Origin of the sequence: Microbacterium sp. LS_15, from assembly GCF_041954735.1 — a bacterium.
In the GTDB taxonomy this organism is placed as follows: Bacteria; Actinomycetota; Actinomycetes; order Actinomycetales; family Microbacteriaceae; genus Microbacterium.
The window spans coordinates 200,122-223,845 of the sequence record NZ_JAVAYD010000003.1 but is presented as its reverse complement, the minus strand read 5'-3'; the positions used below and the strand labels follow the sequence as shown (position 1 = coordinate 223,845).

The 23,724-nt window shown below is 69.2% G+C and carries 26 protein-coding genes and 2 tRNA genes; 9 read left to right on the top strand and 19 right to left on the bottom strand.

Features of this window, described 5'->3' with window-relative positions; translation table 11 throughout:
* Positions 1 to 93 precede the first annotated feature (93 nt).
* The 4 genes from pstS (at position 94) to pstB (ending at position 4,209) form a co-directional block, all read left to right on the top strand.
* Complete coding sequence (pstS, locus tag RAC69_RS06940) at positions 94 to 1,194, top strand: phosphate ABC transporter substrate-binding protein PstS (protein ID WP_375086083.1); 1,101 nt, start codon at positions 94 to 96, stop codon at positions 1,192 to 1,194.
* Positions 1,195 to 1,329: 135 nt separating this feature from the next.
* Complete coding sequence (pstC, locus tag RAC69_RS06935; RefSeq protein WP_341933726.1) at positions 1,330 to 2,295, top strand: phosphate ABC transporter permease subunit PstC; 966 nt, start codon at positions 1,330 to 1,332, stop codon at positions 2,293 to 2,295.
* 1 nt (position 2,296) lies between these two features.
* A complete protein-coding gene (gene pstA / locus RAC69_RS06930) occupies positions 2,297 to 3,394 on the top strand; it encodes a phosphate ABC transporter permease PstA (RefSeq protein WP_341933725.1) in 1,098 nt (365 codons plus the stop codon).
* A 35-nt stretch (positions 3,395 to 3,429) separates the two neighbouring features.
* Positions 3,430 to 4,209, top strand: coding sequence for a phosphate ABC transporter ATP-binding protein PstB (gene pstB / locus RAC69_RS06925; protein ID WP_251587067.1), 780 nt, complete (start codon positions 3,430 to 3,432; stop codon positions 4,207 to 4,209).
* A 72-nt stretch (positions 4,210 to 4,281) separates the two neighbouring features.
* Here the strand turns inward: pstB and RAC69_RS06920 are convergent, their stop codons facing one another.
* The 4 genes from RAC69_RS06920 to sigK all read right to left on the bottom strand — a co-directional run bounded on the left by RAC69_RS06920 (position 4,282) and on the right by sigK (position 7,424).
* Positions 4,282 to 5,166: an aminodeoxychorismate lyase gene (locus RAC69_RS06920; protein ID WP_375086081.1), complete on the bottom strand. Its 885-nt coding sequence runs from the start codon at positions 5,164 to 5,166 to the stop codon at positions 4,282 to 4,284.
* Between the two features lie 181 nt (positions 5,167 to 5,347).
* Positions 5,348 to 5,977 carry a DNA-directed RNA polymerase subunit beta gene (locus tag RAC69_RS06915; protein ID WP_375086079.1) on the bottom strand — a complete coding sequence of 210 codons (630 nt, stop codon included), beginning with the start codon at positions 5,975 to 5,977 and terminating at the stop codon, positions 5,348 to 5,350.
* Between the two features lie 26 nt (positions 5,978 to 6,003).
* Positions 6,004 to 6,828, bottom strand: a complete 825-nt coding sequence (locus RAC69_RS06910) for an anti-sigma factor domain-containing protein (RefSeq protein ID WP_375086078.1) — start codon at positions 6,826 to 6,828, stop codon at positions 6,004 to 6,006.
* Positions 6,825 to 7,424: an ECF RNA polymerase sigma factor SigK gene (sigK, locus tag RAC69_RS06905; RefSeq protein WP_341933721.1), complete on the bottom strand. Its 600-nt coding sequence runs from the start codon at positions 7,422 to 7,424 to the stop codon at positions 6,825 to 6,827. The genes RAC69_RS06910 and sigK overlap by 4 nt, the downstream gene beginning before the upstream one ends.
* Positions 7,425 to 7,633: 209 nt before the next feature.
* Between sigK and RAC69_RS06900 the strand changes: the two genes are divergently transcribed.
* The 3 genes from RAC69_RS06900 to RAC69_RS06890 all read left to right on the top strand — a co-directional run bounded on the left by RAC69_RS06900 (position 7,634) and on the right by RAC69_RS06890 (position 9,185).
* On the top strand, positions 7,634 to 8,293 hold the full coding sequence (locus tag RAC69_RS06900) for a fasciclin domain-containing protein (protein WP_375086136.1): 660 nt from the start codon (positions 7,634 to 7,636) through the stop codon (positions 8,291 to 8,293).
* 129 nt (positions 8,294 to 8,422) lie between these two features.
* Positions 8,423 to 8,495 (top strand) — tRNA-Lys (locus tag RAC69_RS06895).
* A 141-nt stretch (positions 8,496 to 8,636) separates the two neighbouring features.
* Entirely contained in the window at positions 8,637 to 9,185 is a 549-nt protein-coding gene (locus RAC69_RS06890) for a type 1 glutamine amidotransferase domain-containing protein (RefSeq protein WP_341933719.1), read from the top strand.
* Positions 9,186 to 9,215: 30 nt separating this feature from the next.
* Here the strand turns inward: RAC69_RS06890 and RAC69_RS06885 are convergent, their stop codons facing one another.
* Positions 9,216 to 9,737 carry a CGNR zinc finger domain-containing protein gene (locus tag RAC69_RS06885; RefSeq protein WP_375086076.1) on the bottom strand — a complete coding sequence of 174 codons (522 nt, stop codon included), beginning with the start codon at positions 9,735 to 9,737 and terminating at the stop codon, positions 9,216 to 9,218.
* 25 nt (positions 9,738 to 9,762) lie between these two features.
* On the opposite strand from RAC69_RS06885, the gene RAC69_RS06880 reads away from it, so the two are divergent.
* On the top strand, positions 9,763 to 9,963 hold the full coding sequence (locus RAC69_RS06880) for a hypothetical protein (protein WP_375086075.1): 201 nt from the start codon (positions 9,763 to 9,765) through the stop codon (positions 9,961 to 9,963).
* A gap of 15 nt (positions 9,964 to 9,978) precedes the next feature.
* Here the strand turns inward: RAC69_RS06880 and RAC69_RS06875 are convergent, their stop codons facing one another.
* From RAC69_RS06875 to RAC69_RS06820, 12 genes are all read right to left on the bottom strand, one after another.
* Positions 9,979 to 10,509: a DUF1697 domain-containing protein gene (locus RAC69_RS06875; protein ID WP_341933716.1), complete on the bottom strand. Its 531-nt coding sequence runs from the start codon at positions 10,507 to 10,509 to the stop codon at positions 9,979 to 9,981.
* The gene (locus tag RAC69_RS06870; RefSeq protein WP_375086073.1) at positions 10,506 to 11,087 is read right to left on the bottom strand and encodes an isochorismatase family protein; all 582 of its coding nucleotides are present in this window, start codon (positions 11,085 to 11,087) and stop codon (positions 10,506 to 10,508) included. Before RAC69_RS06870 ends, RAC69_RS06875 begins: the two co-directional genes overlap by 4 nt.
* Positions 11,088 to 11,165: 78 nt before the next feature.
* Positions 11,166 to 11,241 (bottom strand) — tRNA-Thr (locus RAC69_RS06865).
* A gap of 73 nt (positions 11,242 to 11,314) precedes the next feature.
* The gene (locus RAC69_RS06860) at positions 11,315 to 12,871 is read right to left on the bottom strand and encodes an alpha/beta hydrolase (RefSeq protein WP_341933714.1); all 1,557 of its coding nucleotides are present in this window, start codon (positions 12,869 to 12,871) and stop codon (positions 11,315 to 11,317) included.
* Positions 12,868 to 14,025 carry a DNA polymerase III subunit delta' gene (locus RAC69_RS06855; protein WP_375086071.1) on the bottom strand — a complete coding sequence of 386 codons (1,158 nt, stop codon included), beginning with the start codon at positions 14,023 to 14,025 and terminating at the stop codon, positions 12,868 to 12,870. The genes RAC69_RS06860 and RAC69_RS06855 overlap by 4 nt, the downstream gene beginning before the upstream one ends.
* Positions 14,026 to 14,078: 53 nt before the next feature.
* The gene (gene tmk, locus RAC69_RS06850) at positions 14,079 to 14,708 is read right to left on the bottom strand and encodes a dTMP kinase (protein WP_375086070.1); all 630 of its coding nucleotides are present in this window, start codon (positions 14,706 to 14,708) and stop codon (positions 14,079 to 14,081) included.
* A gap of 28 nt (positions 14,709 to 14,736) precedes the next feature.
* Positions 14,737 to 17,592, bottom strand: a complete 2,856-nt coding sequence (topA, locus tag RAC69_RS06845) for a type I DNA topoisomerase (protein WP_375086068.1) — start codon at positions 17,590 to 17,592, stop codon at positions 14,737 to 14,739.
* Between the two features lie 98 nt (positions 17,593 to 17,690).
* The gene (locus tag RAC69_RS06840) at positions 17,691 to 18,020 is read right to left on the bottom strand and encodes a helicase (RefSeq protein WP_375086066.1); all 330 of its coding nucleotides are present in this window, start codon (positions 18,018 to 18,020) and stop codon (positions 17,691 to 17,693) included.
* A gap of 34 nt (positions 18,021 to 18,054) precedes the next feature.
* Positions 18,055 to 18,393, bottom strand: coding sequence for a TadE family type IV pilus minor pilin (locus RAC69_RS06835; protein ID WP_375086065.1), 339 nt, complete (start codon positions 18,391 to 18,393; stop codon positions 18,055 to 18,057).
* A complete protein-coding gene (locus tag RAC69_RS06830; protein WP_375086063.1) occupies positions 18,393 to 18,638 on the bottom strand; it encodes a DUF4244 domain-containing protein in 246 nt (81 codons plus the stop codon). The genes RAC69_RS06835 and RAC69_RS06830 overlap by 1 nt, the downstream gene beginning before the upstream one ends.
* Positions 18,639 to 18,691: 53 nt before the next feature.
* Entirely contained in the window at positions 18,692 to 19,531 is an 840-nt protein-coding gene (locus RAC69_RS06825) for a type II secretion system F family protein (RefSeq protein ID WP_375086061.1), read from the bottom strand.
* Between the two features lie 50 nt (positions 19,532 to 19,581).
* Positions 19,582 to 20,589, bottom strand: coding sequence for a TadA family conjugal transfer-associated ATPase (locus RAC69_RS06820; protein ID WP_375086060.1), 1,008 nt, complete (start codon positions 20,587 to 20,589; stop codon positions 19,582 to 19,584).
* Positions 20,590 to 20,968: 379 nt separating this feature from the next.
* Between RAC69_RS06820 and acs the strand changes: the two genes are divergently transcribed.
* Positions 20,969 to 22,936: an acetate--CoA ligase gene (gene acs / locus RAC69_RS06815; protein ID WP_375086058.1), complete on the top strand. Its 1,968-nt coding sequence runs from the start codon at positions 20,969 to 20,971 to the stop codon at positions 22,934 to 22,936.
* Positions 22,937 to 22,994: 58 nt separating this feature from the next.
* On the opposite strand, the gene RAC69_RS06810 is transcribed toward acs, so the two are convergent.
* Positions 22,995 to 23,453, bottom strand: a complete 459-nt coding sequence (locus tag RAC69_RS06810; protein WP_375086057.1) for a RidA family protein — start codon at positions 23,451 to 23,453, stop codon at positions 22,995 to 22,997.
* Entirely contained in the window at positions 23,450 to 23,674 is a 225-nt protein-coding gene (locus RAC69_RS06805; protein ID WP_375086055.1) for a hypothetical protein, read from the bottom strand. Before RAC69_RS06805 ends, RAC69_RS06810 begins: the two co-directional genes overlap by 4 nt.
* Positions 23,675 to 23,724 lie beyond the last annotated feature (50 nt).

The following is a 23,724-nucleotide window of genomic DNA, read 5'->3' as shown; positions in this document are numbered from 1 at the left end:
TCACCTGCGCGGTCGAGTCTCGTTAACCGCCGCACCTAGCGTCACTGTGTGCCCTGCACCGGGCCCCACCCATCCATGATCGAAGGATCCACAGTGAAGATCTCCCGAATCGCACGTATCGGCGCCGTCGGCGCCGTCGCCGCTCTCGCTCTCGCCGGCTGTGCCGCGAACGAAGGCGGCAGCGGGTCGTCCGACGCCCCCAGCGACTCCACGCTGTCCGGCAGCCTCGACGCGACCGGCGCCTCCTCCCAGGAGGCCGCGCAGCAGTCCTGGGTCGCCGCCTTCCAGACGGCCAACCCCGACGTGACCGTCAACTACACCGCGACCGGTTCGGGCACGGGCCGCGAGAACTTCATCGCCGGCTCCTCGAACTTCATCGGATCGGACCGCGCGTTCAACACCGACGAGCTCGCCAAGGGCGGCTTCGGCTCCTGCGCCTCCGACGAGATCGTCGAGATCCCCGTCTACATCTCGCCCGTCGCCGTCGCGTTCAACCTCGAGGGCATCGACGAGCTGAACCTCGACGGCAAGACCCTCGCCGGCATCTTCTCGGGCACCATCACGAAGTGGAACGACCCGGCCATCGCCGACCAGAACGAGGGCGTCGACCTGCCCGACCAGGCCATCGTGCCCGTGCACCGCGCCGACGCGTCCGGCACGCAGGAGACCTTCACCAAGTACCTCAGCGCCGTCGCCCCCGACGTGTGGACCTACGAGGCCAGCGACGAGTGGCCGCTGTCGACCGGTGAGGCCGGCGACGGGACCTCGGGCGTGGTCGACGCCATCACCAACGGCTCGGGCTACATCGGCTTCGCCGACGCCTCGCGCACCTCCGACCTCGGACAGGTCGCCGTCGAGGTCGGGGGCGAGTACGTCGCATACTCCGCCGAGGCCGCCGCCGCGCTCGTCGAGGCGTCGCCGCTCGAGGAGGGTCGCTCCGACCACGACCTCGCCTACGCGGTCGACCCGGCAGCCGCTCCCGCCGGCTCCTACCCGATCGCCCTGGTGTCGTACCTCATCGGCTGCGTCGAGTACGACGACGCCGAGACCGCCGGCCTCGTGAAGGCTTACTTCCAGTACGTCGCCTCGGCCGAGGGTCAGGACGCTGCTGCCGAGGCCGCAGGCAGCGCGCCGATCTCGGACAGCCTGCGCGACCAGATCAACACCGCGATCGACGCGATCGTCACCGAGTGATCGTGAGCTCAGCCACTGGCTGAGCTCCGGTCCCGGCGCCCCCGGGTGTCGGTCGACAGGATCTCGACCGACACCCGGGGGCACCCGCATGAGAACACCCGAAAGCCCCTCAGAGCACACCGTGGAGCCGCTCAGATGACCACCACCACAACGGGCCAAGAAACCCGTTCACCCGGGTCGCGCACCGCCCTGCGCCGACGGGGCGATCTCGTCTTCTCCGGCACCGCACTCGGGGCCGGCATCGTCATCCTCATCACCCTCGCCGCCGTCGCGATCTTCCTCATCGTGCAGGCGATCCCCGCGCTGTCGCCCGACACCTCGAACAACCACATCCTCGACGGACAGCAGTTCCTCTCCTGGGTGTGGCCGTTCGTGTTCGGAACCCTGTGGTCGAGCCTCATCGCCCTCGTCATCGCCGCACCGATCGCGATCGGCATCGCGCTGTTCATCTCGCACTACGCCCCTCGCCGCCTCGCGGGAGTGCTGGGCTACATCATCGACCTGCTCGCCGCCGTGCCCTCGGTCGTCTTCGGCCTCTGGGGCGCACTCACCTTCGCGCCGATGCTCGTGCCCTTCTACAAGTGGCTCAACGAGAACCTCGGCTGGATCCCGCTCTTCGGCGGCACGCCGTCCGGCACCGGCAAGACCATCCTCACGGCATCCCTCGTGCTCGCGGTCATGATCCTCCCGATCATGACCGCCATCTGCCGCGAGGTGTTCCTGCAGACGCCGAAGCTGCACGAGGAGGCCGCCCTGGCCCTCGGCGCCACGCGCTGGGAGATGGTGCGCATGGCCGTGCTGCCGTTCGCCCGCAGCGGCATGGTCTCGGGCGCCATGCTCGGCCTCGGCCGCGCGCTCGGCGAGACCATGGCCGTGACCCTCGTGCTCTCGCCGCTCGGCATCATCACGTTCAACCTGATCAACCCGGAGAACCCGACGACGATCCCCGCGATCATCGCACTGCGCTTCCCCGAGGCTCACGACGAGGGCGTCAACACCCTCATCGCGGCCGGTCTGATCCTGTTCATCGTCACCTTCGTCGTCAACTTCATCGCCCGCTGGATCGTCTCGCGTCGCGCCGAGTTCTCGGGAGCCAACTGACATGACCGCCACCATGACCCCCACCCCGGTCGCGGCGACCACGCACACGACCTCGGCCGGCCACCTGGCGAAGTGGATGCCGTGGGCCCTGCTGCTCGTGGCGTTCGTCGTGTCCGCGACGGTGTTCGCGTTCATGAACGCCGGCGGCGACCCCGCCGACTTCAACATCGCCCTGACGCTCGTCGTCGGACTGCTGCTCTACATGGTGCTGATCTTCGTGGTCTCGTCCGTGGTGGAGAGCCGCCGTCATGCCGTCGACCGTCTCATGACCGCACTCGTCTCCGGCGCCTTCGTGGTCGCCCTGCTCCCCCTCGTCTCGCTGCTCTACACGGTCGTCGTGAACGGCCTCGCGCGCTTCGACGGAGAGTTCTTCAGCTTCTCGATGCGCAACATCGTCGGCGAGGGCGGCGGCGCCGTCCACGCCATCTGGGGAACCCTGCTCATCACGCTCGGAGCGACGATCATCTCGGTGCCGATCGGTCTCATGACGTCGATCTACCTCGTGGAGTACGGCGAGGGCCGCAAGCTCGCGCGCGGCATCACGTTCCTCGTCGACGTCATGACCGGCATCCCGTCGATCGTCGCCGGTCTGTTCATCTACTCGGTCTTCGCCCTCATCGTCGGGCCGGGAACGAGGATGGGCATCATGGGCTCGCTCGCCCTGTCGGTGCTGATGATCCCCGTCGTGGTCCGCGGCTCGGAGGAGCTGCTGCGCATCGTGCCGAACGAGCTCCGCGAGGCGGCGTACGCGCTCGGCGTGCCGAAGTGGCTGACGATCCTCAAGGTCGTGCTGCCGACGGCCATCGCCGGCATCACGACGTCGATCATGCTCGCCATCTCCCGGGTGATCGGCGAGACCGCCCCGCTGCTGCTCACGGTCGGCATCGTGCAGGGCATGAACACGAACATGTTCAGCGGGCAGATGGCCACCCTCCCGGTGTTCTCGTACATGCAGGCGAAGTACCCCGGCATCCCCGTCGATGCGTATCTCGACCGCGCCTGGGCGTCCGCCCTGACCCTCATCCTCATCGTGATGGTGCTGAACCTGCTGGCGAGGATCATCGCCAAGGTGTTCGCCCCCAAGACTGCCGGCCGCTGAGCCGCCCCCACCCGACCGAACAAGAAGGATCACTCGTGTCCAAGAGCATCGAAGTCAACGACCTCAACGTCTACTACGGCGACTTCCTCGCCGTCGAGGGCGTCAACATCGACATCAAGCCGAACACCGTCACGGCTTTCATCGGCCCGTCCGGGTGCGGGAAGTCCACCTTCCTGCGCACCCTGAACCGCATGCACGAGGTCATCCCCGGCGCACGCGTCGAGGGCGAGGTGCTGATCGACGGCAAGAACCTCTACGGCGCCAGCGTCGACCCGGTGCTCGTGCGCCGGCAGGTCGGCATGGTCTTCCAGCGTCCGAACCCGTTCCCGACGATGTCGATCAAGGAGAACGTCCTCGCCGGGGTGAAGCTCAACAACTCGCGCATGGCGAAGAGCGATCAGGACGCCCTCGTCGAGAAGTCGCTGCGCGGCGCGAACCTCTGGAACGAGGTCAAGGACCGCCTCGACAAGCCGGGCTCCGGTCTCTCGGGCGGTCAGCAGCAGCGTCTGTGCATCGCCCGCGCGATCGCCGTCTCCCCCGACGTGATCCTCATGGACGAGCCGTGCTCGGCGCTCGACCCGATCTCGACCTTCGCGATCGAGGAGCTCATCGCCGAGATCAAGCAGGAGTACACGGTCGTCATCGTCACGCACAACATGCAGCAGGCGAGCCGCGTCTCCGACAAGACGGCGTTCTTCAACATCGCGGGAACCGGCAAGCCGGGCAAGCTCATCGAGTACGACGACACCAGCACGATCTTCACGACGCCGTCGGTGCAGGCCACCGAGGACTACGTCTCGGGCCGCTTCGGCTGAGTCCGGGAGAAACCAGACCTCACCCTCCGGCCGGTGTGTCCCTCGCGGACGCACCGGCCGCGGCGTTCGTCCTCAGTCGCGGGGCGAGAGCAGGTACTCGTTCAGCTCGGCCGTGAAGGCGTGATCGACGGGGATCTCGACGTCGTCGACGGCGGTGATCGGAGCGGCCAGACGCACGCTCGACACGAGCCACGCGGCGTCGACGGACGTCAGATCGGATGCCGGGATGCGGTCGTAGTCGGCCGCGAACCCACGTGCCGTCAGGAACTCGTACACGCTCAGCTGCGTGGTGCCGTGCAGGATGCCGCCGTTCGGCGCCGGGGTGAGGAATCGGTCGCCGCTGCGGAGGATCAGAGAGGCGGTCGGCGCCTCCAGCACGTAGCCGTCGCGCGAGAGGAAGACGGCGTCGTCGGCGCCACGGCGGTGGGCCTCGCGCAGCGCCGCCATGTTCACGGCGTACGACAGCGTCTTGGCGCCGAGCAGCAGCCAGGGTGCGCGCTGTGCGATGTCGAGGTCGTAGCCGCGATCCAGGGTGACGACGCGCACGCCGTTCTCGCGGACGCCGGAGAAGTCGGATGCCGGGGCGACCGTGACCCATGCGGTGGGCGTCGGCCCGTGCTCGACGCCGCGGCTGAGGATGAGCTTGATGACGTACTCGCCGTCGCCGCAGCCTTCTGCAGCGGCATCCACCGCCTGATGCCACTGCGCCTGATTGGGCACCGGCAGGTCGCACAGACGCGCCGAGTGCGCGAGACGCTCGAGGTGCGGCACCACCTCCTGCGCGTGCCGGTCGACGACCCCGATCGACTCGAAGACCCCGTCGCCGCGCTGGGTGCTGAGCTCCCCCACGCTCAACGCGGGGGCGGCGGCGTCGACCTTCGTGAAGGTGTCTGCGAAGTCGGTGCGGTCGGCATCGACCTCTGCCGGGTCGATCATGAGAGCGAATCGCTGAGCCATGATCAGAGCCTACGACGCGGGGAATACCAGCCGCCGCATCGCGTTACACTGGTACAGGCCGGGCCGCATAACCCCGGGCTCCAATTTTCGCCGCTGCGAGCGGCCTTCCGCCGAGAGGCGTTCTTGCGGCCCGGTCTTCTCCTGTCCGGGCTCGGTCGCGACGACCAGGCCAGCCCGGCTGTCAGGCCAGCGCGCCCTGGCGCCACAGCACGGCGGACGCGGACAGATCCTGCGCATAGCTGCTGAGGCGGAGCGCCCGCGTGGTCAGCTCGCTCGCCCTCGCCGGTTCGGTCACCTCGTAGTCGTCGGCGGTGTGCGTCGCCCCAGACGCCTGCACGCGGCAGAAGGCGGCGGCGCGGTCGAGCGCCACCGCGAAGTCGCCGCGGAACGCTCCCCGCAGGATCGTATCGATCAGCACGACGAGCTCATCCGGGTTGGCCGGGACCGGCGCACCGGCGATGACGGCATCCGCCGAGGGCAACTCCACCCGCCCCCGCTCGTAGAGGAGCGCGGCGGTCTGCGGGTCGGCATGGATCGCGAGCTGCAGCAGGTACAGGCGCCACAGAGCTCCGGGCAGCGTGCGCGACGGCGCCTTCGACCACAGCTCGGCGATCTCGTCGATCCCGTGCTCGTCGGTGAACGCCACGAGGCGCTCCGCGCTCGCGCCGCTCTCGTCGGCGCGGACCCTCGTGAGGAGAGCGGATGCCGTGGCATGCGCGACGCGCGTCTCCTCTGCCGGGTCGTGGCGACCCACGATGTTGTCGAAGGCGCTGCTCGGACGACGCACGGGGCGGGAGTACTGCTCAGGCATCACTCCAGGGTACGCGCGACTCGACGTCAGGCGGTCGGGATCGCCGCGATCGGATCCGACGTCGGGGCGCCGCTCGGCGAACCACCCGCCTGCTCGACCGTGATCGCGATCACGTCGCCCTCGTGCATGTCGCCGGACAGCAGCGCGGTGGCCGAGCCGTCCTGCGCCTCGAAGACGCCGGCCGAGATCGGCTGGTCGCCGCGGACGAACCACAGCTCGTAGTCCTGGTCGTCGGGCAGAGAGGCGATGCCGTCGGCCACGAGCACGGCTTCGCCGACCGAGGCCGACCAGTGGGCCGTGGCCGTGCCGCCGTCGGCCAGCTCCACGCTGCCCTGCTGGGCGTCGTCGGCGGACTGGATCTCCTGCAGTGCCACGACGCTCGCCGGGCGGTTCAGGTAGTCGTTGAGCGCGACGGTGCCGACACCGACGCCGACGAGCAGTGCCAGGCACGCAGCGAGCGCGAAGAGCACACGCAGGCGTCGGGCGGGCGCCTTGGCACCGGCCTCGCCGCCGAGCGCGGGACGGCGGTCCGACGCGGTGGACGCCTGATCATCGCCCTCCTCGGAGTCGGGTTCCCGGGCGGAGCCGTTGGCGGGTGCCGATTCGACGAACACCTCGCCGTTCTGCGGCGTGGTCGCGATCCGAGCGAGCAGCGAGGAGCGGAGGTCGACAGGCGGCGCGACCGGGGCCACGCCCTCGGCGAGCATCGCCGCGACCGCGGCATCCGCGTCGGCGATCCTCTGCCACTCCGGATTCGCGACGAGAGCCGCGTGGTAGCGCTGCTGGTCGTCGGGCGACAGCGCGCCGAGCGCAGCTCCTGCCGCGAGCTCTGCGAATTCGTTCTCGTTCATGCTGTCACCCCCAGTGCTGTGCGCAGACGGCTCAGTCCGTCTCGCATCCGAGTCTTGATGGTCCCCAGCGGGGCTCCGAGGAGCACCGCGACTTCGTTCTGACTGTATCCGCCGAAATAGGCGAGGACGAGCGCTTCGCGCTGCGCCTCGGGAAGACCTGCGAGGGCGTTTCTGACCTTCTCGCCCTCGATGCCCAGTTCGACCCGTTCCGCGACGCTGTCGTGCGCGACCCCGATATCCCTGTACCCAGCCTTCACATCCCGGTCCGCGCTGGACTGGGACGCTCTGACCCGGTCGACCGCACGGCGGTGCGCGATCGTCATGACCCAGGTTCTTCCCTGCCCCTTGTTCGGAGCGAACCGTGTAGCGGATTGCCAGATCTCGAGAAAGACCTCCTGGAGGACCTCCTCGCTCTGCGAGCGGTTCACCAGTACGCGCAGGATGAGGCCGAAGACGCGGGACGAGAGCGAGTCGTACAGCTCCGCGAGCGCACGCTCGTCACCCTCGCCTATGCGTATGAGAAGGTCGGCGACAGCATCCCTCGCCGTACCGTCCTCGGGTACGTCCATCCCGTCGATGACCATCTCTACAAGCATGCCGCATCCTCCTGCCTTTCCCGCGCATCCGTCACCGGAACGTGAGGGAAAAGAACTGCTCGTGATGTGTTCGTGACCCGAGGTCGAAACGGATTGGAATCGGCGCTCCCGAAACCCGTCCGAACTTTTTCCCATCCGATCTCCGAGGGGTTCCGAACAGCTGTCAACGCCACGGAGAGGCCGTGGCACAGTTTCTGAAGGAGCACGAGATGTTCAGCACCAAGAAGAAGGTCACCGCAGCGATCACCCTGGGTCTGGCAAGCGCGTTCATCCTCGCCGGATGTTCCATGGGCGGCGGTTCGACCGACGAGCCGGCCGAGTCGTCCGCACCCGAGACGTCGGAGTCGACGGCTCCCGAGACGATGGACCCGGCTGGCGACCTCGTCGGCCCCGGTTGCGCCGCATACGCCGAGCAGGTTCCGGACGGCGCCGGCTCCGTCGAGGGCATGTCGAAGGACCCGGTCGCAGTCGCCGCGTCCAACAACCCGCTCCTCACCACTCTCGTCTCCGCGGTGAGCGGTCAGCTCAACCCCGACGTAAACCTCGTCGACACCCTGAACGGTGACGAGTTCACCGTCTTCGCTCCGGTCGACGACGCCTTCGCGAAGATCGACCCGGCCACCATCGAGTCGCTCAAGACCGACAGCGCCACGCTGAGCTCGATCCTCACGTACCACGTGATCCCCGGCCAGATCGCCCCGTCCGACATCGACGGCACGCACACCACCGTGCAGGGCGCTGACCTCACCGTCACCGGCAGCGGCGACGACATCATGGTCAACGACTCCGCCAAGGTCATCTGCGGTGGTGTCCAGACCGCCAACGCCACGGTGTACCTCATCGACTCGGTGCTGATGCCCCCGATGTGATCCCGTCATACCGAGGAGCACTCTCGGTAACCGTCTCGCCACCAGGGGGAGGGCGGTGAGATGATCCAGGGGCCGTCGACGATGCGAATCGTCGGCGGCCCCTTCTGCGCGCCCCTAGACTGGGAGCACGGGCCTCTAGCTCAGTTGGCAGAGCATCGGACTTTTAATCCGCGGGTCGTGGGTTCGAGCCCCACGGGGCCCACCCTCACCGAGATCGCGATTCGCTCCGAACCCGTAGCATCCGCCTGGCGATCCGGCCACCCCCTTCCTCGTACCGTGCCCTTCGCGAGAGGCTCGAGGAGTCCCTCACCCGGGGACCCAGACCTCCACGAAAGGACGCATCATGGCGACTCTGACCGACAGCCGCGTGGCATTCCTCGCGACCGATGGATTCGAGGACAGCGAGCTGACCAGCCCGTGGGAGGCCGTCCAGGCCGAAGGGGCGAGTGCGACCCTCATCGCTCCCGAGGGCCAGCAGATCACCGGCAAGAACGGGCACGTGCAGCACGTCGATCTGACGGCGGATGCCGCGAAGGCCGACGAGTTCGACGCACTGGTCCTTCCCGGCGGCGTCGTGAACGCGGATCACCTCCGTCTCGACAAGCCGTCGATCGCCCTCGCTCGGACCTTCTTCGAGCAGCACAAGCCCGTCGCCGTCATCTGCCACGGCGCCTGGATCCTCATCGAGGCGGGTGTCGTCGACGGCCGCACCCTCACGAGCTATCCGAGCCTGGCCACCGACCTCCGCAACGCCGGCGCCACCTGGGTCGACGAGGAGGTCGTCGTAGACAGCGGCCTCGTCTCCAGCCGCACCCCCGACGACCTGCCCGCGTTCAACGCGAAGCTCGTCGAAGAGGTGGCCGAGGGCAAGCACGCCGGCCAGACGGCCTGATCTCCCCCTCTGCGGACCGGCGGTCCGGTGTCAGGCGCTCGCCCGAGCGCGGTGACGCCGGACCGCCGCTCTGTTCGCGCACCGCACCGAGCAGAAGCGCTGCCGACCGTTGCGGGTGATGTCGACGACCACGTTGGTGCACGGCGACGCCTCGCATCGGCCGAGGCGATCCATGCCCCGGGTCACGAGATGCAGTGAGGTCCCGACGGTGATGATCGCACGGAGGACGAACGGCAGCGACGCCACATCATCGCGGTAGTGCAGGTGCCACCCTTCGCCGTCGTGGTTCGTGAGTCGCGGATACGCGGCTGCCTCGGCCATCTGGTCGTTCAGGATCCGCGCCCGCTCGGCGGGGTCGTCCTCATCGACGATCTCGAGCCAGTCGTCGATCACTTCGCGCACGCGCTCGTGATCGTCGGACTCCGGCGGGAACACCATCGTCATGCCCATCGACAGCGTGCGCTTCTCGATCGCGGCGCGGTCGGCGGGCCACTCGTTGGCCAGGGAGGCAGCCAGGAGGACCGCGTACTCGCCGTAAGGGTTGAGATGCATAACGCCATTACATCACGCTGGAGGCATGACCTCCTTGCATACGGTGCCCCTCCCCTGCCCTGCTCCCCTCACTCACGAGCACGCCTGGCTCGTCCAGTCGCAGCACACGACCAGTGAGGGCGAGGTGCTCTACGTGCGCTGCAGCGACTGCGGAACGCGTCGCGTCGACCTGCAGACGCACCGCGCCCTGCCACCGTCGGCCGTCAGCATCGAACTGAACGGATGACGATCAAGGGTCGTCTCACGCGGAAAGCTGCAGGAGTGTGCGGACCGTGCGCAGATTACGAGCCGTGCCGGCGACACCCAGCGCCCTGTCGAGCACGGCCTTCGTGAGGCGCGTGTTCTGCACGCCGCCCTCGCCGTAGTCCACCCACAGTTCCCGCCCGACCAGCGCGACGCGCTCCCCCGGCACGAGCCTCTCCGTCAGCGCCTCCACCGCCCCGTCGCGCGCGTCGCTCTCGAGGAACATCGCATGGAGCATCTTCTCCGACGCATCGGGGAACGGGTGCTCCTCCACGGCCGCAGCGAGCTCGGCATGGGAGCGGTGGATGACGGAGGTGTCGACGTCGAACTCCTCGGCGATGAGCGCACGGACGCGAGAGCATGCGGCATCCGGGTCCGACGGGGTCTCGCAGATGACGTTGCCGCTCGCGATGTACGTCGAGACGTCATCACCCAGTTCGGGCGCCAGCACCTCGCGCAGCCGCGCCATCGGCACCTTGCCCCGACCGCCGACGTTCACGGCACGCAGGAGCAGGACACTGCGGGTCATGCCTCGCGACTCTCGACGAGCACCGCGCCCGCGTGCGCGAGTTCGGCCAGCGCCGCTCGGCTCTGCTCCGGCGCGACACCCGCGATGAGGTCCGTGAGGATCCGCACCTGCACGCCGTGCGCGATCGCGTCGAGAGCCGATGCGCGAACGCAGTGATCGGTGGCGATCCCGACGATGTCGGCCTGGAGCACGCCCGCCCCGGTGAGGATGTCACCCACCGTCTCGCCGCTCTCGGTGCGGCCCTCGAACATCGAGTACGCCGGGATGCCCTGCCCCTTGTGCACGTGGTGGGTCACGGCGTCCGTATCGAGGAGCGGGTCGTACGCGGCTCCCTCCGTGCCCGCGACGCAGTGCACGGGCCAAGAGTCGACGTAATCCGGCTCGGGGTGGAAGTGCCCGCCGTTGTCCCCCTCGGCATCATGCCAGTCACGCGACGCCACGATCACCTCGTAGTCGCCGGCATGCGCGTCGAGGTACGCGGAGACGGCGGATGCCACGGCATCCCCTCCCTCGACGGCCAGAGCACCCCCCTCGGTGAAGTCGTTCTGCACGTCGACGATGAGAAGCGCTCTACCCATGCTCCGAGGGTACGCCGGAGCGAGACCTCTCGGGGATACCAGAAGGCCCCGTGATGTTCTTCGCATCACGGGGCCTGGTGGAGCCGCTTGTCAGAATCGAACTGACGACCTTTTCATTACGAGTGAAATGCTCTGCCGACTGAGCTAAAGCGGCGCGATCATCGATATTACCCGTTCCGGACGCGCACCGCGAATCGAGGTCGGAGCCGTCCGGCGCGAGGCCGCGATCACTCGCAGCGCAGACCGTCTTCCGGCACCGTGTCGTCGAGCAGGAACGCCTCGACGGCGCCGTCCACGCACGTGTTGCCCTTGTTGTATCCGGTGTGCCCCTCGCCCACCCGGGTGATCAGCACACCTTCGGACAGCTGGTCTGCGAGCGACTCCGACCACTCGTAGGGGGTGGCGGGGTCGTTGGTCGTGCCGATCACGAGGATCGGCCCCGCGCCCTCCGCGGTGATCTCCCCGCGGGTACCGGTCGGCGGGTACGGCCAGACCGAGCAGGAGTCGGGACCGTCCCAGTACGGAGCGATGGTCGGCGCACCCTCGGCGATCTTCGCCGACGTCGCGGCCTCGGCGGCCGGATCATCTTCGACCGGGTAATCCATGCAGTTGTACGCGCGGAAGGCCTCGGAGGAGTTGTCGAGGTAGCTGCCGTTCTCACGTCCGTTGTAGAAGTCGGCGAGCAGGAACGCCGTCGAGGGGTCGCCCTGCAGTGCTTCGTCGAACGCCTGCGTGAGGTAGGTCCAGCTGTCCTGCGAGTACAGGGCGGCGATGATGGCGGTCATGAGAGCGTCGGCGCCGAGCATCCGTCCGTCGCCGTTCTTCAGCGGCACGGCGTCGACGCTCGCGAGCAGGGCTCCGAGGTCGGCCATCGCCTCGTCGACGGATCCGTTGAAGGGGCACTGGCCGGAGTCGAGGCAGTCCTGCATGTAGGCGCGGAGCGCCGATTCGAAGCCCAGCGCCTGCGTCGCCCCCACATCGAGCCCGGACACCGCCGGATCGATCGCTCCGTCGAGCACGAGACGTCCGGCCTTCTCCGGGTACAGGTTCGCGTAGGTGGCGCCGAGGAACGTGCCGTACGAGTACCCCAGGTAGTTCAGCTGCTTGTCGCCGAGGACGGCACGGATCAAGTCCATGTCGCGCGCCGCGTTGATCGTCGTGACGAACGGGAGGATGCCGCCGCTGTTCGCCTCGCACGCGTCGGCGAACTTCTTGTGCGCAGCCAGCAGCTCGGCCTCCCAGTCGGCGCTCCCGCGCGGAGCCGTCGGGATCGAGTACAGGTACTCGTCCATGCCCGCGGCGTCGAAGCAGGTCACAGCGGTCGACTGCCCGACCCCTCGCGGATCGAAGCCGATCACGTCGAAGTTCTCGATCAGGTCGGCGCCGACGGCGAAGTCGAGGCTGTCGCGGATGAGATCGACGCCGCTGGCACCCGGGCCGCCGGGGTTGGTGAGCAGCGACCCCTGTGCGGTTCCGGTCGCCTGGTGACGGACCACCGAGAGCGTGATCTCTCCGTCTCCGGGGTTCTCCCAGTCGAGCGGCGCCGTGACGTCGGTGCAGTCGAAGCCGGTGCCGCACTCGGTCCACGTGAGGGTCTGGCCGTAGAACGGCATCAGGTCGTCGCTGACGCCCTCTGTGTCGGGTTCGTTGGTGACGGAGGGCTTGGGCTCCGCCCCCTCGGGGATCATGGCGTAGAGGCAGCCGGAGAGCGCGACGGATGCCACGGCGAGGCCGGCGACGGTCGCGAGGACGCGGCGGAGGCGAGAAGTCTGTCGGTCGGTCACGGTGTCCTCCCGCTCGTGACGGTCACGAGCAAGCTCTCCAGGGCGAGCAGCGGTGCGACGTTGCGCTCCAGCGACTGGCGGGTCTCGGCAAGGTGGTCAAGTACGACAAGGGTACGTGTCTCGGGCCACGCGGACGCGAGTGCGGCGAGTTCGTCGCGAAGCTCGCTGTTGATCAGCTCGTCGTCGCGCCCGAACTGCAGCATGACGACGTCTCGGAACAGCGACTGGAGATCGGTGAGCACGCGGTCGATGCCGTCGCGCAGGCTGCGGGTCGCGCGCTTCTTCTGCTCGTCTTCGAGCGCGGAGATCTGCGACCGCAGCGCTGGCGGCACGGCCTGCCCCTCGGCGATGCCCACGGTGCGCAGAAGTGTGGCCCGCTCGGCAGCGTCGCGCTCGGCCGTCAGCGCCTTCGCGTCGTCGGTCGCCGCCTGGATGATGCGCCCAGCGACCTCGACCGCGTCGTTGACGCCGCGCACCCCGATCACCGACCGGAGCGTCTCGTCGCGACGACGCCGCGCGGCATCGTCGGTGGCGAGCCTCTGGGCCATGCCGATGTGCCGCTGCGCATGGCGCGCGGCCTGTTCGGCGACGGCCGCGTCGACGCCGGTGCGGAGGGTGATCAGGCGGGCCACGTCGGCGACGTCGGGCTCTCGGAGTCGCAGCGACCGCACGCGCGATCGGATGGTGGGCAGCAGGTCCGCCTCGCTCGGCGCGCAGAGCACCCACACCGTCTGCTCGGGAGGCTCTTCGAGCGCCTTGAGCAGCACGTTGGACGTCCGCTCGACCATGCGGTCGGCATCCTCGACCACGATCACGCGGTAGCGCCCGGCCGAGGGGGCGAAGTACGAGCGCTCGACGAGCGACCTCGCCTCCGCGATCGTGATGATGACCTTGTCGGTGCGCAGTGCGGTGACGTCGGGATGCGTCCCGGCGAGGACCTGCCGCATCGTCGCCTCATCGTCCGGCCTGTCGGCGACCAGAGCGGCGGCGAACGCGTACGCGAGCGTGGAGCGCCCGGAACCGGGCGGCCCGGTGATCAGCCACGCGTGCGAGAGCGCCGCGGGATCGGACGCCGCAGCGCGGAGGGTCTGGACAGCGGCATCCTGCCCCCAGACGTCGCCCCACGGGAAGGGAGGGGATACGGTCTGGGGCATGCACTCAGCCTAATCGGCGGCACCGACGTCCGTGGGCGTCGGTGTCCCTCTCGTCAGTCCAGCAGGCTCCGGACCCTCGTGCGGATGCTGTCGGCGATCCGTTCGGGGGATGCGGCAGCGTCCAGCACCAGGAACCGGTCCGGTTCGTCGGCGGCCAGCGCGAGGAACGCCTCGCGGACACGGCTGTGGAACTCGCTCTTCTCGGCTTCGAGACGATCGAACGGCTTGTCGGCGGAGTCCAACCTCTTCCGGGCTTCGTCCTGATCGAGGTCGAGGAGGATCGTCAGATCGGGGAGCGCTCCCTCGGCGGCCCACAGGGAGAGGTTCCGGATCTCGGCGGCGTCGAGCACACGCCCCGCTCCCTGATAGGCGACCGAGGAGTCGAGATACCGGTCCTGCAGCACGACCTCGCCGCGCGCCAGGGCCGGACGCACGACCGTCGAGACGTGATGCGCGCGGTCGGCGGCGTAGAGAAGCGCCTCGGCACGCGGAGCGATGTCCCCGCGGTGGTGCAGCACGATGTCGCGGATGAGCTGGCCGACCTCCGAGCCTCCCGGTTCCCGGGTGCGCACGACCGTCCGCCCCGTGCCCGTCAACCACTCCGCGAGAAGATCGGCCTGCGTCGTCTTCCCCGAGCCGTCGCCTCCTTCGAGCGTGATCCACACACCGCGGTCCGAGGTCATGAGCCGGCTCGCGCTTCGGTCGGTCCGCTCACTCGGCGCGCTTCTTCGCGGCGTTCGCCGCACGGGTCGCCGCGGCCTTCTTGGCCGCCGCCGAGCGTGCGGCCGCCTTCTCGGCATCGGTCTGCGGCTTCTTGGTCGCCGCCTTCTTCGCAGCGGGCTTCTTCGCGGCGGGCTTCTTGGCCGGCGCCTTCTTCGCTGCGGCTCCTCGTGCGCCCCGCTTGGGGGCGGGCCCCTTGGCACGCTTGTCGGCGAGCATCTGCACCGCGATCTCGAAGGTGATGTCCTCCGGCTTCTGCCCCCGCGGGATCGTGACGTTGGTCTCGCCGTCGGTGACGTAGGCGCCGAAGCGTCCGTCGCGGATGCGGATGGGCTTGCCGCTCACGGGGTCGGCCTCGAACTCGGCGAGCGCGCTCGATGCGCGGCGGGCTCCGGCTCCGTACTTGGGCTGCTTGTAGATCTCCAGCGCCTGATCGAGCGTGACCTCGAAGATCTGCGACTCGCTCTCCAGCGAGCGCGAGTCGGTGCCCTTCTTCAGGTAGGGCCCATAACGACCGTTCTGCGCGGTGATCTCGTCGCCGGATTCCGGGTCGGTGCCGACGACGCGCGGAAGGCTCAGCAGCTGCAGAGCGGTGTCGAGGTCGATCGTGTCGACCGACATGGAGCGGAAGAGCGATCCGGTGCGCGGCTTGGGGGCGGCGTCCTTCTTGGCTCCGCGCTTGGGCTTCGGTTTCTCGACGACCTCACCGGTGGACTCGTCCACAGCGGCGTCGTCGGAGACCGGGTCGTTCTCCTGCACGTAGGGGCCGAATCGCCCGTCCTTGACGACGATGACCTTGCCGTTCTCGGGGTTCACGCCGAGAACGCGATCGCCCGCGACGGGTGCGTCGATGAGCTCCTGCGCCTTCTCGGCGGTGAGCTCGTCCGGCGCGAGGTCCTCGGGGACGTTGACGATGCGCGGCTTCTCGTCGGGAGCCGCGGGGTCGACCACCTCGAGGTAGGGCCCGTACTTGCCGAACCGGAGGGTGGCCGTGTCGGTGATCCGCGTGGAGTTGAGCGCCCGGGCGTCGATCTCACCGAGGTTGTCGACGACCTGGCGCAGACCGACCTGCTGGTCGGAGCCGTAGTAGAAGGAGCGCAGCCACTCCACACGCTTCTGCTCACCGCGCGCGATCGCGTCGAGGTCGTCTTCGAGGGCCGCGGTGAAGTCGTAGTCGATGAGGTCGGCGAAGTGCTCCTCGAGCAGCCGCACGACGCTGAACGCGAGCCACGTCGGAACGAGGGCCTGGCCGCGCTTCGTGGCGTAGCCTCGGTCGATCACGGTGCCGATGATGCTCGCGAACGTCGAGGGCCGGCCGATGCCGTGCTCCTCGAGCGCCTTCACGAGCGACGCCTCAGTGAAGCGGGGCTTCGGAGTCGTGCGGTGGCCCTTGGCCTCGGCATCCGTCATCCGGAGCTCGTCGCCGACCGCGACGACGGGCAGCGACTGCTCGTCGGAGGTGTCCTGCGAGTTGCGCTTCTCGTCGCGTCCTTCCTCGTACGCCTCGAGGAAGCCCTTGAAGGTGTAGACGGTGCCGGATGCCGTGAACTCGATGCCCTGTGCGTCGACGCCCGACGCCGACGACGTGTCGACAGCGATCGTGACGGTCGTGGTCTCGTACTTCGCGTCGGCCATCTGGCTCGCGACCGTGCGCTTCCAGATGAGGTCGTAGAGGCGGAACTCCTCGCGGTCGAGCTCCGACGACACGGATGACGGCGTGCGGAAGGTCTCGCCGGAGGGGCGGATGGCCTCGTGAGCCTCCTGGGCGTTCTTGCTCTTCGACTTGTAGACGCGCGGCTTGAGCGGCACGGCACTGTCGCCGTAGAGCGCGACCGCCTGGCTCCGCGCCGCCTGCACCGCCTGGGTGCTCAGCGCCGTGGAGTCGGTGCGCATATAGGTGATGTAGCCCTTCTCGTACAGACGCTGGGCGACGCTCATCGCCTGCTTCGCGCTCATCGAGAGCTTCCGTCCCGCCTCCTGCTGCATCGTGGAGGTGGTGAACGGCGCGTAGGGGCTGCGGGTGCCGGGCTTGGCCTCGACCTTGGAGACGGTGCCCACGCCGGCGGCGTCGACCGCGAGCGCGAGAGCTGCCGCCTTCTTCTCGTCGAGGACGACGACGGCCTTCTTGAGCTTTCCGGCGTCGTCGAAGTCGGTGCCTCGAGCGAGCTGACCGCCGTCGACGCGGACGAGCCGCACCCGGAACCCCGAGCTCGACGAGGCGAGCGCCTCCACGTCCCAGTAGTCGGCGGAGACGAAAGCCATGCGCTCGCGTTCCCGCTCGACGATCATGCGGGTCGCTGCGGACTGCACGCGTCCGGCGGAGAGACCGGTCTTGACCTTGTACCAGAGCACCGGGGAGACGTCCCAGCCGTAGAGGCGGTCGAGGATGCGGCGGGTCTCCTGGGCGTCCACGAGGTCGGTGTCGAGTTCGCGGGTGTTGCCGACGGCGGCCTGGATCGCGTCCTTGGTGATCTCATGGAACACCATGCGCTTGACCGGGACCTTCGGCTTGAGGGTCTCGAGCAGATGCCAGGCGATCGCCTCGCCCTCGCGGTCCTCATCAGTGGCGAGCAGGAGCTCGTCGGCGGACTTGAGCGCGCGCTTGAGTTCGGCGACGGTCTTGGTCTTGCGGTCGGAGACGACGTAGTACGGGTCGAAGTCGTTGTCGACGTCGATCGAGTACTTCCCGTACGCCTGCTTGTCGGCCGCGGGGATGTCCTTCTTGTCGGCGAGGTCGCGGATGTGACCGACCGAGCTGAGCACCTCGTAGCCGTCACCGAGGTACCCCTGAATAGACCTCATCTTCGTCGGGGACTCGACGATGACCAGCTTCTTGCCTTGAGCCAAGGGTGCATCCTTTCTCCGAAGCACACCATACACACCGCCGTGATGGGTTCGTCACAGCGGCGACCTGCGTTCTCGCGGGACCGCGCTTCGCGCCGTCGTCATCTCTCCTCGGGTGGCCCGGCGCGGGCACGGGAGACGGCGGCGAGTCCAGCGTACGCCGCCTGGACCTGCACGGTCGCCACGAGTCCGGCCAGGGCGCAGCCCGTGACCTGCGCGCCGGATGCCCGTGCGACGCGCGCGGCGAGACCGCACGGGTCTTCCGTCGCGACCACGGCTCCGCTCGCGGCGTCGGCTGCGGCGAGCGCCGCGGCGTCAGCGGCTCCGGCGGCGCGCTGCGCGGTGACCGCGGCGCCGCCGACGGCGGCCAGTCCGAGCGACAGGGTGGCTGCGACGACCAGCAGCCCGGCTCCGAGGGCTGTCCCGGCCATCATCGCCTCCCGCCGGGAGGAGCCGCTGCGTCCATCACAGGCCCCCTGCGAGGGCGCAGCTCGACGCGCGGAGCGGGAGGCGGACGGTCGCGATCGCGACCTCGCTGTGCGCGGTGACGCAGACCACGTCGCCGGCTGCGCGGCTCGCCATACCGGCGCCGGGCACCGCACGCGCGACTGCCGCCGCTGCCGCCCCCTCGCCCTCACCCCGTCCGAGCAGCCGCGCGGCGTCGGCCGCGGCATCCTGCAGTGAGACCTGCCGCGACGCCGCGCCGAGCGCTCCGGCCCCCAACAGGAGTGTCAGCACCACGGCGGGCAGCGCGAGGGCGAGTTCTGCGGCGACCGACCCGCGGTCGTCGCCCGGCTGACGCATCATGAGACCGTGAGCGCGCGGCGCACGATGTCGGTGAGGATGCCGCGCACCTCGCCGGACCGCATGATGACGACGAGGAGGCCGGCGAAGGCGACCGCTGCCATCGTGGTGATCGCGTACTCGGCTGTCGCCGACCCGCTGTCGTCTCCGAAGAGCAATGCCGCGCGGCGGCGGGTCAGGGGCGGGATCGTGCTCTCGGTACGGATCGTGGCCAGGCTCGGGATCGTGGTCGGGATCGTGGTCATGGTGTTCCTCTTTCTCCGGGGTTTTCTTTCTCTGTGGCTTCTCGTGGGTGGGATCAGAACGGCAGGGGCGTCGAGGCGAGCACGCTGAGGAGCAGCGGGGCGACGCCGAGCAGCAGGAAGGCGGGCAGCGTGCAGACGCCGAGAGGGATGAGGAGTCTGGTCGAGAGCCGCGCCGCGCGCAGCCGGCCGTCGACGCGAGAGGAGTGCCGGTCCTGCGCCGCCGACGCACGGAGGAGCTCGACGGCCGGCACACCGGCGGATCGGGACAGGTCGAGGACGGCCCCGAGACGTTGTCCGTCGTCGAGGCGCGACGCGCCTGTGTCGCCGACGAGGCGGAGCGCGCGGTCGACGGACGCTCCTCCGGAGAGCGCCACAGCGACCAGTTCCGCCTGCATGCCCGGGGTGCCCGGCCGCGGACGCGCCTGCCTCAACAGGTGAGCAGTCCATGCACGGGCGGCCAGCACGAGCGCGAGCCCGGCCACCACGCATCCTGCCCCGACGGTATTGGTCGCGACGATGCCGAGGGTGTCGAAACCGAGCGCGAAACCGAGGACGAGGCCCGCGAAGGGCATCCACAGCAGCAGTCGCGCGGTCCCCGCGGGTTCCGCCAGCGCAATCCGCACGTCGTCGGCCGCCGCCGCGGCGTCGCGCAGAGTGTCGGCGATCATCCGCAGCACCTCGGCCAGCGGAGCACCGACGGTTGTGGCGACCTCCCACGCCGCAGCGAGATCCCGCCAGGCCCCGCCCTGCGCATCGATCGCGGAGACGAGCGGTTCTCCGGCATCGACCCGGTCGACGATCGACATCGCGTGCGGGTCTCCGAGGTCGGCGATGTGCCGCCACGCGACCAGCGGAACGGCACCGGCCTGCAGCAGCACGGCGAGTGTCTGCACGGTGGTAGCGGGATCCGAGTTCCGCGGCGGCGCACTCCGGCGGAAGAGCCTCACCACGGCCGCACCTCTTCTATAGCGAGCCGATCGCCGTCCACCGTGAGCACGCCTGCCTTGTCTATGCGCCTCGTTCCGTCCGGGTCCCTGTGCAGGTGCAGGACCATCCCGAAGGCGCTGACCGCCTGTCGTGCGAGAGCCGTGGCATCCATGCCCGCGAGCGCACCGAGGGCCTCCAGGCGAGCAGGCACGTCTCCGAGACCCGAGGCGTGGAGCGTTCCCGCGCCACCGTCGTGGCCGGTGTTCAAGGCGCTCAGCAGCTCGCGCACCTCTTCGCCGCGGCATTCGCCGACGATGAGGCGATCGGGCCGCATCCGAAGCGATTCCCGCACGAGGCGGGCGAGACTGATGCCGCCCGCGCCCTCGAGGTTCGGCTGCCGCGCCTCGAGCGCGACGTGGTGCGGATGACGAGGAGCGAGCTCCGCCACGTCTTCGATCGTGATGATCCGCTCGGCGTCCGGCACGGCGGTCAGCAGCGCCGACAGCAGTGTCGTCTTGCCCGTGCCCGTGCCGCCGGAGATGAGGATGTTCGCGCGATCCCTGACGAGGCCGAGCAGCCACCGCCGCCGCCTGCCGTCGAACGATCCGAGAGCGGCGAGGGCATCGAGGTCGGCGACCCGGACGCGCGGGACGCGCACGGAGAGCGCGGTCCCGGAGGCCGAGACGGGAGCGAGCACTGCGTGGACGCGGATCCCGGACGCCAGCCGCACGTCGACGCACGGCGCCTGGTCGTCGAGGTGACGCCCGCCGAGACCGACCAGGGCGACGGCGAGGTCGCGGACCTCCCGCTCCGAGGCGCGCCATCGGGGAACGGCTTCCGTCCCCCTCCCCCGGTCGACGAACAATCCTGACGGACCGTTCACGAAGATGTCGGTGATGTCCTCGTCGGCGCAGAACTCCGCGAGCGGCCCGAATGCCGGATCCAACGGCATCCGCGTCGCGCCGACGCCGACGCCCGTGTCGACGCGCGTGTCGCGCGGCTCGATGACGAATCCCTGACTCATGGCTCGACGCTAGACAGCGCGACCGCTCCGTGGACGCGGCGTCCGCTCGCATCCGCGGCGGCTGTGCACAACCCGTCCGGCCCCCCTGCGGTGCAGAGACGGTGCGGCACGCGATCACACGAGAAAGGCGGCACCTCACGGGGGGAATGAGATGCCGCCCACGGCGGCCCTGTCGGGGGAATCGGGCGCGCCAAGGCCGGAATGAAGAATTCGGCTGTCGTCGAGTGTACGCACGGCGACCGTCCTCACAAAACCGGGTCGGATACCGACTTTCGGCAGTATGCGACGGCATCAGCCGAGACTAGATTCGCCCTCACGCGGCCGAGCATCGGCTCGGTCGCGCCCGCACGACCCGCACGCCGCAAAGGAGCGCCTGCCGATGAGCAGTCAGATCGATCACCTTCTCGACGAGACCCGCAAGTTCCCGCCGTCCGAGGAGTTCGCCGCCCAGTCGGTGTCATCGCCGGAGCTGTACGAGCGCGCTGCGGCCGACCGCGAGACGTTCTGGGCCGAGCAGTCCCGTGAGTTGTTGAGCTGGAGCACGCCGTTCACCCGGGTCCTCGACTGGTCGACCCCGCCGTTCGCGAAGTGGTTCGACGACGGCGAGCTCAACGTCGCGTACAACTGCCTCGACCGCCACGTCGAAGCAGGCAACGGCGACCGCGTCGCTCTGCACTGGGAGGGCGAGCCGGGCGACTCGCGCACCATCACCTACGCCGAGCTCACCGATGAGGTCAAGCGCGTCGCCAACGTGCTCGAAGGACTCGGCGTCGGACACGGCGACCGCGTCGCGATCTACCTGCCGATGATCCCCGAGGCGGTGGCCTCGATGCTGGCTGTCGCCCGCGTCGGCGCCATCCACTCCGTGGTCTTCGGCGGTTTCAGCGCGGACAGCCTCCGCGCGCGCATCGACGACGCGGGAGCCAAGCTCGTGATCACGGCCGACGGCGGCTACCGCAAGGGGCGCGTCTCCGCCCTCAAGCCCGCGGTCGACCAGGCGCTGTCCGACCGCGGCGACGGCGAGCAGCAGACCGTCGAGCACGTCCTCGTCGTCAAGCGCGGCGAGAACGAGGTCGACTGGGAGGAAGGGCGAGACATCTGGTGGCACGACGCCGTGCCAGCGGCATCCGCCGAGCACACCGCGCAGTCCTTCCCCTCCGAGAACCCGCTGTTCATCCTCTACACATCCGGCACCACCGGGAAGCCCAAGGGCATCCTGCACACCTCCGGCGGATACCTCACCCAGGCGGCGTACTCGCACAAGTACGTGTTCGACCTGCACCCCGAGACGGACGTCTACTGGTGCACGGCCGACATCGGCTGGATCACCGGACACAGCTACGTGACCTACGGACCGCTCGCGAACGGCGCCACCCAGGTCATCTACGAGGGCACGCCGGACTCCCCCCACCCCGGGCGCTGGTGGGAGATCATCGAGAAGTACAAGGTGTCGATCTTCTACACCGCGCCGACGGCGATCCGCTCCTTCATGAAGATCGGCCGCAGCGTCCCGCAGAAGTTCGACCTCTCGTCGCTCCGACTGCTGGGCTCGGTGGGCGAGCCGATCAACCCCGAGGCCTGGATCTGGTACCGCGACGTGATCGGAGCCGGCAAGACCCCGATCGTCGACACGTGGTGGCAGACCGAGACCGGCGCGATCATGGTGTCCGCCCTCCCCGGCGTGACGGCGACCAAACCGGGCTCGGCCCAGGTGCCGCTGCCCGGGATCTCCATCGACGTCGTCGACGAGTCGGGCACCGAGGTGGGCAACGGCAACGGCGGTCTGCTCGTGATCACCGAGCCGTGGCCGAGCATGCTCCGCGGCATCTGGGGCGACCCGGAGCGCTACAAGGAGACGTACTGGGAGAAGTTCGAGAAGCAGGGCTACTACTTCGCGGGCGACGGTGCGCGGCTCGACGACGACGGCGATCTGTGGCTGCTCGGCCGCGTCGACGACGTCATGAACGTCTCCGGCCACCGGCTGTCCACCGCGGAGATCGAGAGCTCGCTCGTCGCGCACGAGGCCACCGCCGAAGCCGCCGTGGTGGGGGCCTCCGACGAGACCACGGGTCAGGCGGTGGTCGCGTTCGTCATCATCAAGGAGAGCTACCTGTCGGCCCACGATCCGGCCGGGCTCGCCCAGCAGCTGCGTCTGTGGGTCGGCGAGCAGATCGGCGCGATCGCGCGTCCGCGCGACGTCTACATCGTCGGCGAGCTCCCGAAGACCCGATCGGGGAAGATCATGCGGCGTCTGCTGCGCGATGTCGCGGAGGGCCGCGAGGTCGGAGACACCACGACGCTCGCGGACACCGCGGTGATGAGCATCATCTCGGCGCAGGTCAAGTAGGACGGATGCAGAACGCCCCCTCCCGACCGGGAGGGGGCGTTCTGCGTGTGCAGCGACGTCAGGCCAGGATGAAGGTGACCTCGACCTCGACCGGGCTGTCGAGCGGGAGCACCGGCACGCCGACGGCCGCGCGGACATGGCGTCCCGCGTCCCCGAAGATCTCCCCGAGCACGACGCTCGCACCGTTGATGACGCCGGGCTGACCGGTGAAGTCGGGAATGGATGCCACGAACCCGCCGACCCGCAGGACGCCGGCGATCCGGTCGACGCCGCCCGCGGCATCCGCAGCGGCGGCGAGCGCGTTCAGAGCGCAGGTGCGGGCATAGGCGTTCGCGTCATCGGCCGCCACCTCGGCGCCCACCTTGCCGGTAGCGGGCAGAGCGCCGTCGGCGAAGGGCAGCTGGCCGGAGGTGTAGACGAGCCCGTCGCGGACGACCGCGGGGACGTACGCGGCGACGGGTGCAGCGACGGCCGGGAGCTCGATGCCGAGCTCGGCGAGGCGCGCGGAGACGCTCATGCCGCTCCTCCCTCGAACTGGCGCGACGCCTGCTCGGCAGCCGCGAGACCGGAGTTGCCTGCCGCGTCCGACGAGACCGGCCGCTTGAAGTAGGCGACGAGCCCGCCCTCGGGTCCCTGCACGACCTGGACGAGCTCCCAGCCCTGCTTGCCCCAGTTGTTGAGGATCGCGGCCGTGTTGTGGATCAGCAGCGGCGTGGTGAGGTACTCCCACGTGGTCATGGCTCTCCTGTCTGGCGGCATCCGGTCGCGGATGCGTCGAAGGTGGTTTT

Bases quoted from the DNA above. Each gene is read 5' to 3' on its own strand.
- RAC69_RS06830 (WP_375086063.1), bottom strand. From the start codon at position 18,638: ATGACCACGATCCCGACCACGATCCCGAGCCTGGCCACGATCCGTACC.
- RAC69_RS06880 (WP_375086075.1), top strand. From the start codon at position 9,763: ATGACCTCCTTGCATACGGTGCCCCTCCCCTGCCCTGCTCCCCTCACT.
- RAC69_RS06840 (WP_375086066.1), bottom strand. From the start codon at position 18,020: ATGGCCGGGACAGCCCTCGGAGCCGGGCTGCTGGTCGTCGCAGCCACC.
- RAC69_RS06915 (WP_375086079.1), bottom strand. From the start codon at position 5,977: ATGCCTGAGCAGTACTCCCGCCCCGTGCGTCGTCCGAGCAGCGCCTTC.
- RAC69_RS06810 (WP_375086057.1), bottom strand. From the start codon at position 23,453: ATGAGCGTCTCCGCGCGCCTCGCCGAGCTCGGCATCGAGCTCCCGGCC.
- tmk (WP_375086070.1), bottom strand. From the start codon at position 14,708: ATGACCTCGGACCGCGGTGTGTGGATCACGCTCGAAGGAGGCGACGGC.
- RAC69_RS06855 (WP_375086071.1), bottom strand. From the start codon at position 14,025: ATGCCCCAGACCGTATCCCCTCCCTTCCCGTGGGGCGACGTCTGGGGG.
- pstC (WP_341933726.1), top strand. From the start codon at position 1,330: ATGACCACCACCACAACGGGCCAAGAAACCCGTTCACCCGGGTCGCGC.
- RAC69_RS06870 (WP_375086073.1), bottom strand. From the start codon at position 11,087: ATGGGTAGAGCGCTTCTCATCGTCGACGTGCAGAACGACTTCACCGAG.
- RAC69_RS06820 (WP_375086060.1), bottom strand. From the start codon at position 20,589: ATGAGTCAGGGATTCGTCATCGAGCCGCGCGACACGCGCGTCGACACG.
- RAC69_RS06805 (WP_375086055.1), bottom strand. From the start codon at position 23,674: ATGACCACGTGGGAGTACCTCACCACGCCGCTGCTGATCCACAACACG.
- RAC69_RS06835 (WP_375086065.1), bottom strand. From the start codon at position 18,393: ATGCGTCAGCCGGGCGACGACCGCGGGTCGGTCGCCGCAGAACTCGCC.
- RAC69_RS06885 (WP_375086076.1), bottom strand. From the start codon at position 9,737: ATGCATCTCAACCCTTACGGCGAGTACGCGGTCCTCCTGGCTGCCTCC.
- RAC69_RS06890 (WP_341933719.1), top strand. From the start codon at position 8,637: ATGGCGACTCTGACCGACAGCCGCGTGGCATTCCTCGCGACCGATGGA.
- acs (WP_375086058.1), top strand. From the start codon at position 20,969: ATGAGCAGTCAGATCGATCACCTTCTCGACGAGACCCGCAAGTTCCCG.
- RAC69_RS06900 (WP_375086136.1), top strand. From the start codon at position 7,634: ATGTTCAGCACCAAGAAGAAGGTCACCGCAGCGATCACCCTGGGTCTG.
- RAC69_RS06910 (WP_375086078.1), bottom strand. From the start codon at position 6,828: ATGAACGAGAACGAATTCGCAGAGCTCGCGGCAGGAGCTGCGCTCGGC.
- RAC69_RS06875 (WP_341933716.1), bottom strand. From the start codon at position 10,509: ATGACCCGCAGTGTCCTGCTCCTGCGTGCCGTGAACGTCGGCGGTCGG.
- pstA (WP_341933725.1), top strand. From the start codon at position 2,297: ATGACCGCCACCATGACCCCCACCCCGGTCGCGGCGACCACGCACACG.
- RAC69_RS06920 (WP_375086081.1), bottom strand. From the start codon at position 5,166: ATGGCTCAGCGATTCGCTCTCATGATCGACCCGGCAGAGGTCGATGCC.
- sigK (WP_341933721.1), bottom strand. From the start codon at position 7,424: ATGCTTGTAGAGATGGTCATCGACGGGATGGACGTACCCGAGGACGGT.